Source organism: Pedobacter nutrimenti (genome assembly GCF_003208655.1).
In the GTDB taxonomy this organism is placed as follows: Bacteria; Bacteroidota; Bacteroidia; order Sphingobacteriales; family Sphingobacteriaceae; genus Pedobacter; species Pedobacter nutrimenti.
In genome coordinates this window covers 304,309-318,676 of record NZ_QKLU01000002.1, presented here as the reverse complement: position 1 = coordinate 318,676, position 14,368 = coordinate 304,309, and the positions used below count along the sequence as shown (strand labels likewise).

15 protein-coding genes are annotated in these 14,368 nt (G+C 41.6%); 12 read left to right on the top strand and 3 right to left on the bottom strand.

Features of this window, described 5'->3' with window-relative positions; translation table 11 throughout:
• Positions 1-17 precede the first annotated feature (17 nt).
• From B0O44_RS06115 to B0O44_RS06100, 4 genes are read left to right on the top strand one after another with little or no spacing between them, the layout of a single operon-like run.
• Positions 18-392: a response regulator gene (locus B0O44_RS06115; RefSeq protein ID WP_110828192.1), complete on the top strand. Its 375-nt coding sequence runs from the start codon at positions 18-20 to the stop codon at positions 390-392.
• A gap of 5 nt (positions 393-397) precedes the next feature.
• Positions 398-1,219: a CheR family methyltransferase gene (locus tag B0O44_RS06110; RefSeq protein WP_110828190.1), complete on the top strand. Its 822-nt coding sequence runs from the start codon at positions 398-400 to the stop codon at positions 1,217-1,219.
• A 37-nt stretch (positions 1,220-1,256) separates the two neighbouring features.
• Positions 1,257-1,820, top strand: a complete 564-nt coding sequence (locus B0O44_RS06105) for a chemotaxis protein CheB (protein WP_110828187.1) — start codon at positions 1,257-1,259, stop codon at positions 1,818-1,820.
• A 14-nt stretch (positions 1,821-1,834) separates the two neighbouring features.
• Positions 1,835-2,197 carry a response regulator gene (locus B0O44_RS06100; protein WP_110828185.1) on the top strand — a complete coding sequence of 121 codons (363 nt, stop codon included), beginning with the start codon at positions 1,835-1,837 and terminating at the stop codon, positions 2,195-2,197.
• On the opposite strand, the gene B0O44_RS06095 is transcribed toward B0O44_RS06100, so the two are convergent.
• Together B0O44_RS06095 and B0O44_RS06090 are read right to left on the bottom strand one after the other, a co-directional pair.
• Positions 2,194-4,617: an outer membrane beta-barrel family protein gene (locus B0O44_RS06095; RefSeq protein WP_110828183.1), complete on the bottom strand. Its 2,424-nt coding sequence runs from the start codon at positions 4,615-4,617 to the stop codon at positions 2,194-2,196. The genes B0O44_RS06100 and B0O44_RS06095 overlap by 4 nt on opposite strands.
• A gap of 238 nt (positions 4,618-4,855) precedes the next feature.
• A complete protein-coding gene (locus B0O44_RS06090; protein ID WP_110829158.1) occupies positions 4,856-6,541 on the bottom strand; it encodes a dipeptidyl-peptidase 3 family protein in 1,686 nt (561 codons plus the stop codon).
• Positions 6,542-6,728: 187 nt separating this feature from the next.
• On the opposite strand from B0O44_RS06090, the gene B0O44_RS06085 reads away from it, so the two are divergent.
• The gene (locus tag B0O44_RS06085) at positions 6,729-7,562 is read left to right on the top strand and encodes an N-acetylmuramoyl-L-alanine amidase (protein WP_110828181.1); all 834 of its coding nucleotides are present in this window, start codon (positions 6,729-6,731) and stop codon (positions 7,560-7,562) included.
• Positions 7,563-7,599: 37 nt separating this feature from the next.
• Here the strand turns inward: B0O44_RS06085 and B0O44_RS06080 are convergent, their stop codons facing one another.
• A complete protein-coding gene (locus tag B0O44_RS06080) occupies positions 7,600-9,261 on the bottom strand; it encodes a glutamine--tRNA ligase/YqeY domain fusion protein (RefSeq protein WP_110829157.1) in 1,662 nt (553 codons plus the stop codon).
• A gap of 80 nt (positions 9,262-9,341) precedes the next feature.
• Between B0O44_RS06080 and B0O44_RS06075 the strand changes: the two genes are divergently transcribed.
• From B0O44_RS06075 to B0O44_RS06045, 7 genes are all read left to right on the top strand, one after another.
• Positions 9,342-9,761: a cobalamin B12-binding domain-containing protein gene (locus tag B0O44_RS06075; RefSeq protein ID WP_110828179.1), complete on the top strand. Its 420-nt coding sequence runs from the start codon at positions 9,342-9,344 to the stop codon at positions 9,759-9,761.
• Between the two features lie 3 nt (positions 9,762-9,764).
• Positions 9,765-10,544 carry an enoyl-CoA hydratase/isomerase family protein gene (locus B0O44_RS06070; protein WP_110828177.1) on the top strand — a complete coding sequence of 260 codons (780 nt, stop codon included), beginning with the start codon at positions 9,765-9,767 and terminating at the stop codon, positions 10,542-10,544.
• 168 nt (positions 10,545-10,712) lie between these two features.
• Positions 10,713-12,116 (top strand): sigma-54-dependent transcriptional regulator, encoded by a 1,404-nt coding sequence (locus tag B0O44_RS06065; protein WP_110828175.1) that lies wholly within the window; start codon positions 10,713-10,715, stop codon positions 12,114-12,116.
• A gap of 8 nt (positions 12,117-12,124) precedes the next feature.
• Positions 12,125-13,174, top strand: a complete 1,050-nt coding sequence (locus B0O44_RS06060) for an AI-2E family transporter (protein WP_110828172.1) — start codon at positions 12,125-12,127, stop codon at positions 13,172-13,174.
• 58 nt (positions 13,175-13,232) lie between these two features.
• Complete coding sequence (locus B0O44_RS06055; protein ID WP_110828170.1) at positions 13,233-13,496, top strand: YtxH domain-containing protein; 264 nt, start codon at positions 13,233-13,235, stop codon at positions 13,494-13,496.
• A 28-nt stretch (positions 13,497-13,524) separates the two neighbouring features.
• Complete coding sequence (locus B0O44_RS06050; protein WP_110828168.1) at positions 13,525-13,902, top strand: phage holin family protein; 378 nt, start codon at positions 13,525-13,527, stop codon at positions 13,900-13,902.
• Entirely contained in the window at positions 13,886-14,326 is a 441-nt protein-coding gene (locus B0O44_RS06045) for a hypothetical protein (RefSeq protein WP_110828166.1), read from the top strand. The genes B0O44_RS06050 and B0O44_RS06045 overlap by 17 nt, the downstream gene beginning before the upstream one ends.
• Positions 14,327-14,368: the final 42 nt, after the last annotated feature.

Here is a 14,368-nt window from a genome sequence, read left to right as displayed (position 1 = left end):
AATTAAAGACTGGACCTATGGGTGATCAGAAAAAGATATTAATTGTAGATGATGATAATCGAAATATTTTTGCATTAAGGGCGGTATTAAAGGCCCGCGGTTATGATTGTTTGTCGGCCGCCGGTGCGGAAGAAGGTTTGGAAATACTGGCAGCAAATGGGGAAATAGGGGTGGTGTTGATGGACATGATGATGCCGGGCATGGATGGTTATCAGGCCATCGCTAAAATGAAACAAAATCCGGAACTCCGGCATCTTCCCGTGATTGCTGTGACCGCACAGGCTATGATGGGCGACCGGGAGCGTTGTCTGGATGCAGGTGCGGTGGGTTATGTTTCCAAACCAATCAATGTAGAAATTTTAACAGAACTGCTTTCGCAGCATATAAAATAGAACTATTGGAATTGCCTTTGATCAACGATGAGCAGGTAGAGCTTTTACTGTCAGATCTTCTGGAGAATTACGGTTATGATTTTACCGGTTACTCCAAAGCGTCTTTAAAAAGAAGAATAAACCGCTTGTATTCTCTGGATAAAATTCCGGGTTTTGCAGAGTTCAGGTATAAAATCAGCAGGGATAGTTTATATTTTAAACGTTTTGTAGAGCAGATTACGGTGAATGTGACCGAAATGTTCAGGGACCCTGGTTTTTTCACCGCACTTAGGGAAACAGTCCTGCCAAGATTGGGTACTTATCCTTTTATCCGTATTTGGTTAGCAGGTTGTTCGACAGGAGAAGAAGCTTATTCTATTTCTATTCTTTTAAAGGAACTCAATCTGTTGGACAAATCCCTTATTTATGCAACGGACCTGAACCCCGCGGTACTGGAAAAAGCTGCACAAGGCATGTTTTCTTTAAACTATATGAAACAATATTCAGAAAATTATATTTTATCTGGTGGGAAGAATGATTTTTCCAGCTATTATACAGCTAAATATTCCCTGGCAAAGTTTAATGAAGAGTTGAAGCATAAAATTATATTTTCTACACATAACCTGGTTTCAGATCACTCCTTTAATGAGTTTCAGCTCATTTTATGCAGAAATGTTTTGATTTACTTTGACAGGGACCTGCAGCATAAAGTCCTGGAACTTTTTGACGAAAGCCTCGATGAACTGGGTTATCTGGCCCTGGGAACAAAAGAGACGATAGATTTTTCAAAGATTGCCAGAAAGTATAAGCGCCTGCAAAACGAGAAAATCTGGAGAAAAATAAGTTAAATGAATAATTGCTATTCTGTTTAAATACTGAAAACTGATGAAAAACTGTGAGGCATTAATTATTGGTGGGTCTGCGGGGAGCCTGGATGTATTGCTCCGGGTCTTGCCTTTGATCAGCCCAGATGTTAAATTTCCGGTCATCATTGTCATTCACCGTAAAAACGGTTCAGATTCTCTACTGCCCGAGCTGCTGTCGGGTAAAACCCAGCTGCAGGTGAAAGAAGCAGAGGAGAAAGAAGCCATTTTGCCGGGGATCATTTATATTGCCCCTTCAGATTACCATTTGCTTATAGAAATGAACAAAACGTTTTCCCTGGATTATTCCGAAAAAGTGAATTACTCCCGGCCGGCGATTGATGCAACTTTTCAGACAGCCGCTGAAGTGTACCAGAACAAACTGGTTTGTTTGCTGTTGTCGGGTTCCAACGCCGATGGGGTAAACGGGCTTAAAACCGCCAAGAGCTGGGGGGGGATGGCTGTCATCCAGGATCCGGAAAGTGCCCAGGTTGCTTTTATGCCCCAGCAGGCAAAACTGCATGTAAAAATAGACCGTATTTTAAGTATAGAAGATATGCCGGAATTCATAAATTTGCTGTCCTAACAAAACATCGTCACATGGCTACCCCTAAAAAAGTGTTTATTTTTGATGACAACATCGAGATTCTGGAATTGTGTACCATAATCCTGGAAGATGCCGGTTATGAGATAAAAACCTCTTCCACCTCTAATGATATTGTAGAGCAGGTGAGTGCTTATACCCCGGATCTTATTTTTATGGACAACTGGCTCCCGGATGTTGGCGGCATTGATGCGACCAGAAAACTGAAAAGTCATGAGGGTTTAAAACATATTCCGGTCATCTATTTTTCCGCCAACAACGATGTAAAGTCATTGGCGGAACAGGCTGGAGCGGATGGGTATTTATCCAAGCCTTTTGATATAGAAGAGCTGGAAAAGATCGTCAGCAAACACGTTTAATTTTTCATTCTGCCCGCCTCAGCTTCTACCCCGGTAGAGCGTCTTCTGGCTGGTTTAATTTCGTTTTTTCCAAAACGGTAAGTCAAAGTAACCCTGGCTGCCCTGGTTTCGTTCTTTTGGTCCAGGTTATAGATCAAACCAGGATAGGCACTGCTTAGTTTGGTGATCTGCGTATTAAATACATCGCTTAAAGCCATTTTAAGATTTACCTTTTTGTTCATGAAAGATTTACTGAAGCCAATATCCAATCCATAACGTGATTTGAGGCTGAGTGTTCCATAATCCAGAGGAGATTCGTAACTGGCGCTCATTTCTGCGCTCAAATCCTTTCTGATGATGAATGAATGCTGGGATTTAAACTGGAAAGAAGTTTTTCCGGTGTTCAGGTCCTGCCCATTTAAATCGGGCTGCTGAAAATTCAGATGAAAAACATTCAGGTTGTTGTTGGTTTGCCACCATTTGGCAATTTCTACAGGTATATTCAGGTTTGCGCTAAAACTGGTGTTCTTTTTAACGTTGATGTTGGTTTGGTACAAGGATTTTTTGCTGTTGTCAGGAAGAATGGCCTGAATGATGGCGTCTTTCACATAGCTGTAATTCAGACTTAGAGAATACTTTTGAAGGAAAGTATAGTTCATTTCGTAATTGTCAGTATACTGTGGTCTCAGAAATTCATTTCCTTGATTGTAAGTGTATTGATCCAGGTAAAAAATAAAAGGGTTAAGTGCATCGTATTCCGGACGGTCGATACGTCGGCCATAGGAAATGCCAATGCTGTGTTTTTCGGAAAGGGTCTGGTTGATAAAAATGGTTGGAAAAAAGTCTAAATAGGTCCTTTTGCTGATTTTGTTTTTATCTACAGAGTTTCCCTCTGAACGGGTTTGTTCTGCCCTAAGGCCAACCTGTACACTGGTATGTTTAAACGTTTTGCCCAAATTTACATAACCCGCATATACATCTTCCTTATAAACAAAGCGGTTGCTTCCTTTTCCGTTAAATTCATCCTGATAAATGAAATTATTGTCTGTTTTTACCCAACTGCTCTTGAGCCCGGCCTCTAGTTTTAACGTTTTGCTCAGGGGCAGGGTGTAATCTGTTTTAAAGGCTTTGACATCTATATTTGAAGGAGATTGATTTTTCATAAAAGTCGTTGGCCGCAGTTCCATACCATTGGGAAGCAAATGCCGGTTTATATAATTGGCATCCTGGTCGCCTTTGTATTTGGAATAGTCCAGATCGACAGTAATCTCCTGACCGGAAGTATCCAAAATGGATTTGTAATTTAAGTTATAGGCCAGGTTCTGATAATGGTTTTTAAAGGAATTGTCGGAAAACAGCGAAGAATCGGGTTTAACAAAAGAAGACCCTATATTGGTTTTGTTTTCAAAGGTTTGGATGCCGTTGTTGACATAGCCGGTAAAAAGTAGGCCAATAGTGTTCTTTTTATCTATAAAGTAGTCAATGCCGGCCTTAAAGTTGTTGTTCTTATTGTTGTTGATCGAGTTTCCGGTTTGTGCAAAATAAGTATCAGTTCCCTGGCTGGAAGATATGCGGTTAATGGTGGTTTCCTGGAAGCGTTTTGAGCTGCTGTAGTTGTAGTTTCCATATACGTTGAAGTGTTCGGTCCGGTGGTTGAGGTTAAGGCCCGCATTTCCCCTGAAATAACGTCCTTGTCCGGCCCCCAGGTTCAGGCTGCCATTGGTCCCTCCGTTTTTCTGTTTTTTGGTTTTGATGTTAATGATCCCTGAATTACCGGATGCATCATATTTAGCCGATGGATTGGTGATCAGCTCAATGGTTTCGATTTGTGAACTGGGCATACTCCTGAGCATATTGGTGACATCGGTCATACTCATATAAGTTTGTTTTCCATCAATCTGAATCAATACGCCCTGTTTTCCCTGCATAGATATTTTGTCATTCTGGTCTACACTGACCCCCGGGGCTTTCTGAAGAACTTCTAAAGCCGTTGATCCGGTCATAATGCTGCTGCTCTCTACATTCATTACGGTTTTGTCAAGCTTTCTTTCCAGAAGAGGTTTTGCTTTTACGATACTGACTTCCTGCAGGGATTTGCTCTGAGATACCAATTGCAGGTTGTTCAGGCTGATTTGCTGGTGGTTTTCGTCAATCGTTAAGGCCTTGGTTCTAAGCATATCATAGCCCATCATATTGGCTTTCAGATAATAATTTCCGGCTTTAAGCTGACTAAACTGAAATTTGCCCTGTTCATTGGTTAAGGCGGTTTTAACCAATGCAGAATCGGCCTGGCGGAACAAAGCGACAGTTACATAGTCCATGCTTTTTTGTTGCTGGTCTTTAATGGTCCCGCTGATGTTCCCCGCTATGTTCTGCTCTTGCGCTTTAATGGCCCCACAAAAGAAGAAAAAGAGAATAAGTGTCGTGTAAAGTGTTTTCATGTTTGTTGGTGTTTTTTGACAAAAGGATTCCCGTGAGCATATAAATACACTTTCCTGATTTTTTCGATAAGGTGATTTAGAATGAAACCGGAATACTGTTGTTTCTGAAGATAAGACGACAGAAGAAAAGAAAAGTTACAGGAAAAATATTTTCCGGGGACTGTACCTGCTGAGTGTTTAAAGTAAAAAGCCCTGATCTTTTTGAAGACCAGGGCTTTGCTGCGTTTGCTTTTTTGTGTTATTTTACGCCCAGAACATCGGCACCTTGTTCAAACAGAATATCAACAGGAATTCCTTTTTTACTTAATTTGTCCAGGTCGGATTGTAATTCTGCAGGTATAAGGGCTTTTTCTTTTTGGACCTTGGCAACCGCATTATAATCTCCATTACCTTGAAGGGTGATGATCAGGTTACTCAACCCGTTCATGGCTGTTGCAAATTTGTCAAAATCTACTTTGTAAGTTCCTTCAGAGGTTCTGATGAAAGCGCCCTTTTCTTTGAAATAATTAAAGCACTGCATATTTGCCTTTCCATGTGCACTGGAAGCACCAAAACGGACGGAACGAAGAATACCGGCCATAAAAGTGGTGTAGAAGTCTTTGATGTCCCCGGTCAGTTCTCCTTTTTTAAGCAGCCCGGTTACCATGTAAAGACCCAGAATGTCGGCTTTGCCTTCTTCCAGCCAGGAATATTGTTCTTTCAGGGCTTCTTTTACAAAACCTTTTCCCGAAATGGTTTTTTTAATCCCCAAACCATGGGCAACTTCATGGAACATAACGTTCGAAAAGAAAGCGTCAAACTTAATGTATTGTTGTTGGTCTTTGTCAATGAGTTCTTTTGCTATTGGCAACAGGATCTTATCAAATTTTGCCTTCATTGCATTTTTTAACTGCGAACGGCGGGTTCCTTTTTTTTGCTGGATGATTTCGTCATTTGGAAGATTCACCGCAATGGTTTTTGATCCGGCATTACAGTCTCCTGCATAATACACCACATCATAGGCATTCAGTTCGCTGTCTGTACCAGGCGCTTCCTTCTTGTACTTTTCTGCTACAGGGAGCCCTTTCTGAAGTTCAGGTAACAGGCTAACATATTTAGCCAGGCGCTTGCTCCAGACCTTATCTTTTACCAGAACGTAAGATTCATAAGATGTTCTGGCATTGAACATCTTATCCTCGTAATTTTCAATCGGACCAATAATGATGTCCAGTCCATTGTTTTTCATGTCCAGCCAGGCGTAATCACTGGCGGTATAATTGTCAGTTACCAGGGCTTCAGAGCGAAGGTTCAGGTATTTCTTTAATCCAGGGTCGTCTGCAAGCAATGCGGCCTGTTTCAATAAACTGGAGGCCTGTTGAAGTTCGGTCGCAAATAATACATGATAAGGCACAACATTGAGTTTTCCGGAGGCATCTTTCCGGATCACCGAATAGGCATTAAATTTATCTTTCAGGTCTGCTTTCTCTATGCTTTCCTTTGTCATTCCGGCAGGGTAAAATGTTGCTCCTTCCGGTTTTGGGCCTATACCCGCAACAAAAGGTTTATCGCCATTTAACCGGTCCCAGGGGCCGTAATTGATCCTTACAAAAGATTTGGTTTTTTCATCCCGGATGGTGTTGAGCAGGCTATCCCTTTCCGGATAGGTCTGTTTCCAGAACAACTCATCCATGATCTGTGCGGCCTGGATCAACAAAGGAAGTATTTTTCGCTCATTTACGCTGAGCTCATTTAAATTTGTGGTTAACTTTACGGTTTCGTAAATATTAATGCGATGATTCACATAGTCCTGCAGACTGTCGGGGGAGGTATTGGTCTTGGCCGTTGAAGTGTTGCCGCTATTGGTATTGCTTCCGGTACAGGAGCTGATGCCTGCAGCCATTGCGCAGCCAATGAGTAGATGAGCTGCCTTTTTGATGTTCTTCATCTGAGCTGTTGTCTTTTTATGATCCTGCAGGGAAACGTCCGGGTTTTCTGCAGTTTCAATGAATAATTGTTTAACTGATCTTAGGGCCGAATAGATTCGGGCACAATAAGGACGCAACTAAATTAGTAAAAAAATACAGGGCACAAATAAATATTGGTTAATTTCACAGTTTACTAAAACATAAAAAATGTCAGTTCAAAATTTTTCGGTCAGGTCCTTATTGTATGGACTTACGGCTATAGCCCTGAGTGCCTGTTCTTCCAGTAAATATGCAAGTACCAACAAGGTTTACAAGCAACAGGCGAAATCTTTTGCCCAAACCATAGAAGCTTTTCCGCCGCTTAACCAGAAAATAGACTCTTTAAATGAAGACCTGCAAAGTTTTATCGGGACTGTTAATTTTGGGATCCGCAAACCAAATTTTGTAATTATTCACCATACCGCCCAGCATTCTCTGGATGAAACAATTAAAACTTTTACCCTCACCAGAACGCAGGTAAGTGCACATTATGTGGTGAGCAGGGACGGAAAAGTGGTTCAAATGGTTAATGATTACCTTCGGGCCAACCACGCAGGTGTAGCGCGCTGGGGTAAGGATACGGATCTGAATTCTTCTTCCATAGGGATTGAATTGGACAATAACGGCGATGAAGCTTTCTCTGATGCGCAAATCAATAGTTTGTGTGCATTATTGGCGACCTTGAAAAAGAAATACAATATTCCAAGGGCAAATTTCATTGGACATGCAGATATTGCACCCAAAAGGAAGCCGGATCCCAATAAGTTTCCCTGGAAAAAGCTGGCCGAAAAAGGCTTTGGCTATTGGTATGACGATGTGTTAATGTTGCCACCCGCAGATTTTAACGGCGAACTTGCCCTCAAACTGATTGGCTATGATACAAGCGACCTTGGGGCAGCAATAACTGCTTTTAAAAGACATTTTGTTCAGACGGACATCAGTCCTAAACTCACGCCGGCGGACAAGCTGATTTTGTATAACGTTTACGCGAAGTATTTATAATAAAAAAAGCCCTCCGGAATTTTCCGGAGGGCTTTTTTTATTTGTTTCCTTTTGCCCAGGCATCTTTTAGGCCAACGGTCCTGTTAAAGATCAGGTGCTGGGCCGTGGAGTCCTTGTCCAGACAATAGTATCCCTTACGGATAAACTGGTATCTTGAAGAAAGGTCTGCGCTGGCAAGATAAGGTTCTATATAGGCATTTTTAATCACTTCCATACTGCCCGGATTGAGGTAATCTTTGAAATCACCTTCTTCTGCGTCCGGTGATTCTACACTGAAGAGGCGGTCATACATTCTGATCTCTGCAGTTTTTGCATGGGCCGCACTTACCCAGTGAATGGTTCCTTTGACATTAATCCCGCTCACATCTTCGCCGCTTTTGGACTCAGGGATATAACTGCAATGAATTTCAGTCACGTTCCCTTCGACATCTTTCACAAAATCCTCACATTTAACAATGTAAGCGTGTTTAAGCCTAACCATGGCACCCGGAGCAAGTCTGAACCATTTTTTTGCAGGAACTTCCATGAAGTCCTCCCGCTCTATCCAAAGGGTTTTGCTGAAAGGAATTTCCCTGCTTCCGCCTTTGTCTTCTGCTTCAGGATTATTTTCTCCGTACAAGGTTTCACTCTGACCTTCAGGGTAATTGCTAATGACCATTTTGATGGGATCTAAAACAGCCATTACCCGGTTGGCGGTTTTGTTGAGGTGCTCCCGCACGCAAAATTCCAGCAAACTGAGTTCAATCAGGTTGTCCCTTTTTGCAATCCCAATCCGATCACAGAACTCACGGATGCTTTCAGGCGTATAGCCCCTGCGCCTTAAGCCGCTAATGGTGGGCATGCGGGGATCGTCCCAGCCACTGACTACACCCTGGTTTACCAGTTGCAGGAGTTTTCTCTTACTCATCACCGTATAATTGAGGTTCAAACGGGCAAACTCATATTGATGGGAAGGGAAAATTTCCAGTTTTTCAATAAACCAATCGTACAACTCGCGGTGTGATACATATTCCAGTGTACAGATGGAATGGGTGATTTCTTCAATACTGTCGCTTTGTCCGTGGGCAAAGTCGTACATTGGATAAATGCACCATTTATCACCTGTACGGTGGTGATGCGCATGTTTGATGCGATAAATAATCGGGTCGCGCATGAGCATATTGGTGTGGGCCATATCAATTTTAGCCCTTAGTGTACAAACTCCGTCTGCAAACTCTCCGTTTTTCATGCGCATGAACAGGTCCAGGTTTTCCTGGATGCTGCGTGAACGGTAACTGTTATTTTTTCCAGGCTCTGTCGGTGTTCCTTTCATTGCTGCAATTTCGTCCGCAGTACTGTGGTCTACATAAGCCAGGTCTTTTTCAATAAGTTTAACAGCAAAATCATAAAGGGTATCAAAGTAATCTGAAGTATAGAGTTCATTTTTCCATTGAAAACCCAGCCATTTGATATCTTCCTGCTGACTGTTCACATATTCGGTTTTTTCTGTAACCGGATTGGTGTCGTCAAATCTTAAATTGGTATAACCTCCATATTTCTGGGTCAGTCCAAAATTCAGGCAGATGGCTTTGGCGTGCCCAATATGCAGATAGCCGTTGGGTTCCGGTGGAAAACGGGTCACTAAAGTTTTGTATTTTCCACTGTTTAAATCGTTTTCAATGATCTCTTCAATAAAGTTCAATGATCTTTCCTCACTCATAAAAACTGTAAATTTAGATTTCAAAGTTAACATAAAAACAGCTAATTTAATTACTTTTACTCCCTACAATTCGTTAATTTATGAGTAATACACTAAAGAGACCAATACGTGTTTTGGTTGCTAAAGTTGGGCTTGATGGTCATGACAGAGGCGCAAAAGTGATTGCAACCTCCTTAAGGGATGCCGGCATGGAAGTGATCTATACTGGCCTGAGACAGACACCTGAAATGGTCGTGAACACCGCGCTGCAGGAGGATGTGGACGCTATTGGTATTTCTATATTGTCGGGAGCTCACATGACTGTTTTTCCAAAAATTATGGATGTCATGAAAGAAAAAGGACTCAACAACGTTTTACTTACCGGAGGAGGCATTATTCCTGAAAAAGATATGCTGCAATTGAAAGAAAAAGGTGTAGGAACACTTTTTGCGCCGGGGACAACCATGGCAACCATTGTAAGTTATATACAGAACTGGGTAACAGAACATAGAAATTTTTAAATTATGACCTATCAGAATATTTTATCAGAGCTTCAGGGTCAAACCCTGAAGGTGACCATCAATAGGGAACAAAAATTAAACGCGCTGAATAAAGCGACTTTGGCTGAACTTGCCGAGGTTATCGCTTTTGCAGCAGAGCGCGATGAAGTTAAGGCTGTATTGCTGACCGGTGCCGGAGAAAAAGCGTTTGTCGCGGGTGCCGACATTTCAGAATTCTCGGATTTTAATGGGGTGCAGGGCGAAGAACTTGCTGCAAACGGTCAAAATACGGTGTTTAATGCCATTGAAAATTGTCCTAAACCAGTTGTTGCCGCTATTAATGGTTTTGCCCTGGGCGGGGGACTGGAACTGGCCATGGCCTGCCACATCCGCATTGCTTCTGCAAATGCCCGGCTGGGGCTTCCTGAGGTGACCCTGGGACTGATCCCGGGTTATGGGGGCACACAACGTCTTGCCGGGCTTGTCGGAAAAGGGATTGCCCTGGAGATGATCATGACAGCCGATATGATCAGTGCGGAGCGGGCATTGGCCATCGGACTGGTGAATCATGTCGTCGAGCCGCAGGAACTGATTCCTAAATCCCTTGAAATGCTTGAAAAAATTAAACAAAGGGCTCCTTTGGCCTTGGCGGCTGCGATAAAGGCAGTCAATGCTTCAGGGACCGGAAAATCTGGGTTTGAAACAGAAATCCGTGAATTTGGCAATTGCTTCAATACGTCTGATTTTAAAGAGGGGGTTTCTGCTTTTTTAGAGAAAAGAAAACCTGTTTTTGGTGGAAAATAGAACCTTTGGGTTAAATGAATTATCTTGTATGTGTTGTTAAAGAAAATTCAGGTTAAAAGTGTAGAAAATATTGCCCAACAAAAATATTTTTATATATTTAAAGCCTGTTTGATTTCTAAATGAATTTTAGCAGGTGTTGAAATAAAAATACATCCCTTTTGACCTACTATGAGAAAAATTCTAATTATAGATGATGAAGTAAATATCGGCTTATTGCTCTCTAAGTTTTTAAGCCGGAATGGCTTTAGTGTGAGTACCTCTACCACTGGAAATTCGGCGATGGAGCGCCTGTCAAAGGAAAGTTATGACCTGGTTTTGTGTGATTACAGGCTTGACGATACAGATGGCCGGGAGATGCTGATCAAAATAAAAGAAAGTTACCCCAAAACAGGTGTGATCATTATCACTGGTTATTCCGATATTAAGCTTGCCGTTGAGCTGATTAAGTTAGGTGCTTATGACTACATTACCAAACCGCTATATCCTGATGAAATTCTAAACACGATCAATAAAGCGATTGAAACGCAATATGCTTTGAACGAAAGCCGGCCAAGTCATCCGGAGGTAGAAGATGTAAAGGAAAAAACCATTAAGCAGACCCTGGTTTCTGATGGCAGTTTTATCATTGGACAAAGCAGTGCGTCCAGGGAACTGATGAAACAGATTCTGCTGGTGGCCCCTACTTCTTACAGCGTGATCCTAACAGGTGAAAGCGGGACAGGAAAAGAATCCGTTGCATTGGCCATCCATTTGAACAGCCCAAGAAAAGATCAGCCTTTTGTGGCTATGGATTGTGGTTCGCTTACCAAGGAGCTTGCGGGCAGTGAGTTTTTTGGTCATGAAAAAGGCTCTTTTACAGGAGCATTGTATACTAAAATTGGTCATTTTGAAATGGCCAACGGCGGAACCCTTTTTTTGGATGAGGTTGGAAATCTTTCGTATGAAATTCAGGCAGCGCTTTTGCGTACGGTTCAGGAAAGAAAAATCAAAAGGATCGGAAGTACAAAAGAAATGGAACTGGATGTGAGAATCATTGTTGCAACAAACGAAAATCTCAATACGGCCATGCAAAATGGTAAATTCAGAGAGGATCTTTATCATCGTTTTAATGAGTTTTCCATTCATTTGCCACCACTGAATCAGCGGGAAAAAGACATTTTGGTTTTTGCCAGGACCTTTTTGGAAATTGCAAACAAGGAACTTCATAAAAATGTAACCGGTTTTTCTGCCGAAGTAGAAGATTGTTTCTTGACTTATAACTGGCCAGGAAATGTCAGAGAGCTGAAAAATGTGGTCAGAAGGGCAACTTTACTGACAGAAGGGCAGGAGATTCAGCTGAAGGCACTCCCGTTGGAAAATTCAACTTATGCCAAAGCCTCGGCAATGGAACAGTCCTTTAACCGTTCGGAAAAGCCTAAGGACCTGAAAAATGCTGCTCTCGAAGCAGAATACGATACCATTTTGAAGGTACTCCGTGAGGTTAATTTTAACAAAACCAAAGCGGCTAAAATGTTAAACATTGATCGTAAGACATTGTACAATAAAATGAAAGCCATCAATTTAGATACTTAAAAGCTTTTATGTCCTTATTTTCCTACAAACAAAGGAATAACATTACACTGGTCATTATTATTGCCCTGGGCGGTTTAATTGCCTATTCTTTACAGGGAATATTCGGATCTATCCTGAGTACACTGGTTATGTATACGATTTTAAGGCCGGGCTTTATATATTTGGTCACAAAGGGCTGGAATAAGCGCCTGGCTGCAGTTCTATTGCTTTTTGTGTCAATACTGGTGATTATCCTTCCCTTTTATGCATTGAGCAGTATGGTGATTTCTAAAATCGGGGAATTACAGCAGGAGCACCTTTATGGTCAGGATGTGCTTTTGAAGCTTAAAAATATGTTCCATGTCAGTGCAAATATCCAGAAGCTGATAGAAGATGGTTTACATAAGGCCGGGGATTGGGCCACAGAATTGTTTCCCTCACTTATTTCCGGTGCTTTTAACATTATATTCGGATTGTTGCTGATGTATTTTCTTCTTTATTTTATGCTGCTGGAGCATGAAAAATTCGAAGCTGCACTGGTTAAATATGCCCCTTTCCGTAGCCAGAATGTTTATCGGTTTGGCCAGGAGATGAGAAATACAACCTATGCCAATGTGGTAGGGCAGGGACTGATTTGCCTGGTTCAGGGGTCCTTACTCGGGCTTTCTTTTTGGATATTGGGATACAACGATCCTTTGTTTTGGGGAGTAATCACGGCATTTATCTGTTTTGTGCCGGTTTTGGGACCTCCGATTGTATTTGTTCCAGCGGCCCTGTTACAATTGGCCAATGGGTACAGTTTTGCCGGGTGGGCGATGCTGATCTTTGGTTTTGTCGTCATCATTAACATCGACAATGTCCTTCGCTTTATGATTGCCAAAAAAGTTGGGAATATTCATCCTGTTGTTACAGTAATTGGCGTAGTTATTGGTGTACCTCTGTTTGGAATACTGGGGCTTGTCTTTGGCCCGTTGCTGATATCTTATTTCATGTTGTTGATTAAAATCTATGAAACAAGTGCTTTGGCTGCGGACAGAATGGAAAGAATTAAAACAATTCCTCCAAAACAAGGGTTTTAATCTTAGACAGGCTTCTTATTCGGTTTAGTTTTTTAATGTTATACAAATTTTTAATGTCATGAACGATAATTCAAAAGTATTAATTGGGCTGCTGGCCGGTTTAGCTGCAGGAGCGGCATTAGGTTTATTATTTGCACCTGAAAAAGGAAGCGATACCAGGGACAGATTAAGTCAGTCTTTGAAAGACCTTGGGGATTCTATCAAGGATAAAGCAGCGGATGAAATCAATAACCTGGCTAATCTGAAAGATAAAGTCGTAAGTTCTGTAAGAAATAAATTCAATCCGGAAGAGGAGTATGCGGACGAAACAGAACATGCCTAAATAATTAAATGCCTAAGCCCCGAAAGTAATGCAGGAAAATAAAGAAAAAAACATAGAAGACCTTCTTTCAGATGCCAAAGACTATATAGATAACCGCTTAGAGTATACGCGGTTGTATATGGTAGAGAAGGTTTCCAGGACTTTTGCAGATCTGGTGACCAGCGCAACAGTGATCATCTGTTTTGTTTTGGCCTTTTTGTTTGGAACAGTAACCCTTGCATTGTTTTTATCCGATTTACTGGGCAGTTATACCAGGGGCTTTGGTTGTGTTTCTTTGATCTATATACTCCTTGCTGTAATTGTATATTTTACAAAGGATAAATATATTGAAAAGGCGATTATTAACTTTTCAATCAGGAAATATTTTAACAAAATAGCGGATAAGGAAGATGAGCAGAAGATATAATATACAGAACCTCGAAGAGTTGCAGCAGCAGGTACTTTTACTTCGCACGGAATATAAAATGCAAGGTTCTGAGCTGAAACAGAATGCGAAATTGTACGTAAAACAGTTTACATTGGGTTCGCTGATTAAAAAGTATGCTACCCCTTCTGCTTTTATTAAGATGGATGACAAACTGAACATCAGTTCCAAACTGATGTCTATGGTATTGCCCATACTAATGAACAGTACTTTGTTCCGGGGCTCTGGTTTTTTGACCAAGACCCTGGTCGGCCTAACGTCCAGTAAGTTTGGAAAGACCCTGGATGCAGAGCATTTATCCGCGATTTTTAATTCTATAAAAGGCTGGTTTAGTAAAAAGAAAAAGAAAGAAAAGCAGGTGGAGGAAGTTGACTATGGTATTCCTCCTTACAGCGAAACCTATTAATAAAAAAGGGGCATCAATTTGATGCCCCTTTTTTATGCCCGA

Coding starts and splice junctions, on each gene's coding strand:
- B0O44_RS06065 (WP_110828175.1), top strand. CDS start 10,713: ATGAGAAAAATTCTAATTATAGATGATGAAGTAAATATCGGCTTATTG.
- B0O44_RS06105 (WP_110828187.1), top strand. CDS start 1,257: ATGAAAAACTGTGAGGCATTAATTATTGGTGGGTCTGCGGGGAGCCTG.
- B0O44_RS06070 (WP_110828177.1), top strand. CDS start 9,765: ATGACCTATCAGAATATTTTATCAGAGCTTCAGGGTCAAACCCTGAAG.
- B0O44_RS06055 (WP_110828170.1), top strand. CDS start 13,233: ATGAACGATAATTCAAAAGTATTAATTGGGCTGCTGGCCGGTTTAGCT.
- B0O44_RS06095 (WP_110828183.1), bottom strand. CDS start 4,617: ATGAAAACACTTTACACGACACTTATTCTCTTTTTCTTCTTTTGTGGG.
- B0O44_RS06090 (WP_110829158.1), bottom strand. CDS start 6,541: ATGAAGAACATCAAAAAGGCAGCTCATCTACTCATTGGCTGCGCAATG.
- B0O44_RS06085 (WP_110828181.1), top strand. CDS start 6,729: ATGTCAGTTCAAAATTTTTCGGTCAGGTCCTTATTGTATGGACTTACG.
- B0O44_RS06045 (WP_110828166.1), top strand. CDS start 13,886: ATGAGCAGAAGATATAATATACAGAACCTCGAAGAGTTGCAGCAGCAG.
- B0O44_RS06050 (WP_110828168.1), top strand. CDS start 13,525: ATGCAGGAAAATAAAGAAAAAAACATAGAAGACCTTCTTTCAGATGCC.
- B0O44_RS06100 (WP_110828185.1), top strand. CDS start 1,835: ATGGCTACCCCTAAAAAAGTGTTTATTTTTGATGACAACATCGAGATT.
- B0O44_RS06115 (WP_110828192.1), top strand. CDS start 18: ATGGGTGATCAGAAAAAGATATTAATTGTAGATGATGATAATCGAAAT.
- B0O44_RS06060 (WP_110828172.1), top strand. CDS start 12,125: ATGTCCTTATTTTCCTACAAACAAAGGAATAACATTACACTGGTCATT.
- B0O44_RS06075 (WP_110828179.1), top strand. CDS start 9,342: ATGAGTAATACACTAAAGAGACCAATACGTGTTTTGGTTGCTAAAGTT.
- B0O44_RS06080 (WP_110829157.1), bottom strand. CDS start 9,261: ATGAGTGAGGAAAGATCATTGAACTTTATTGAAGAGATCATTGAAAAC.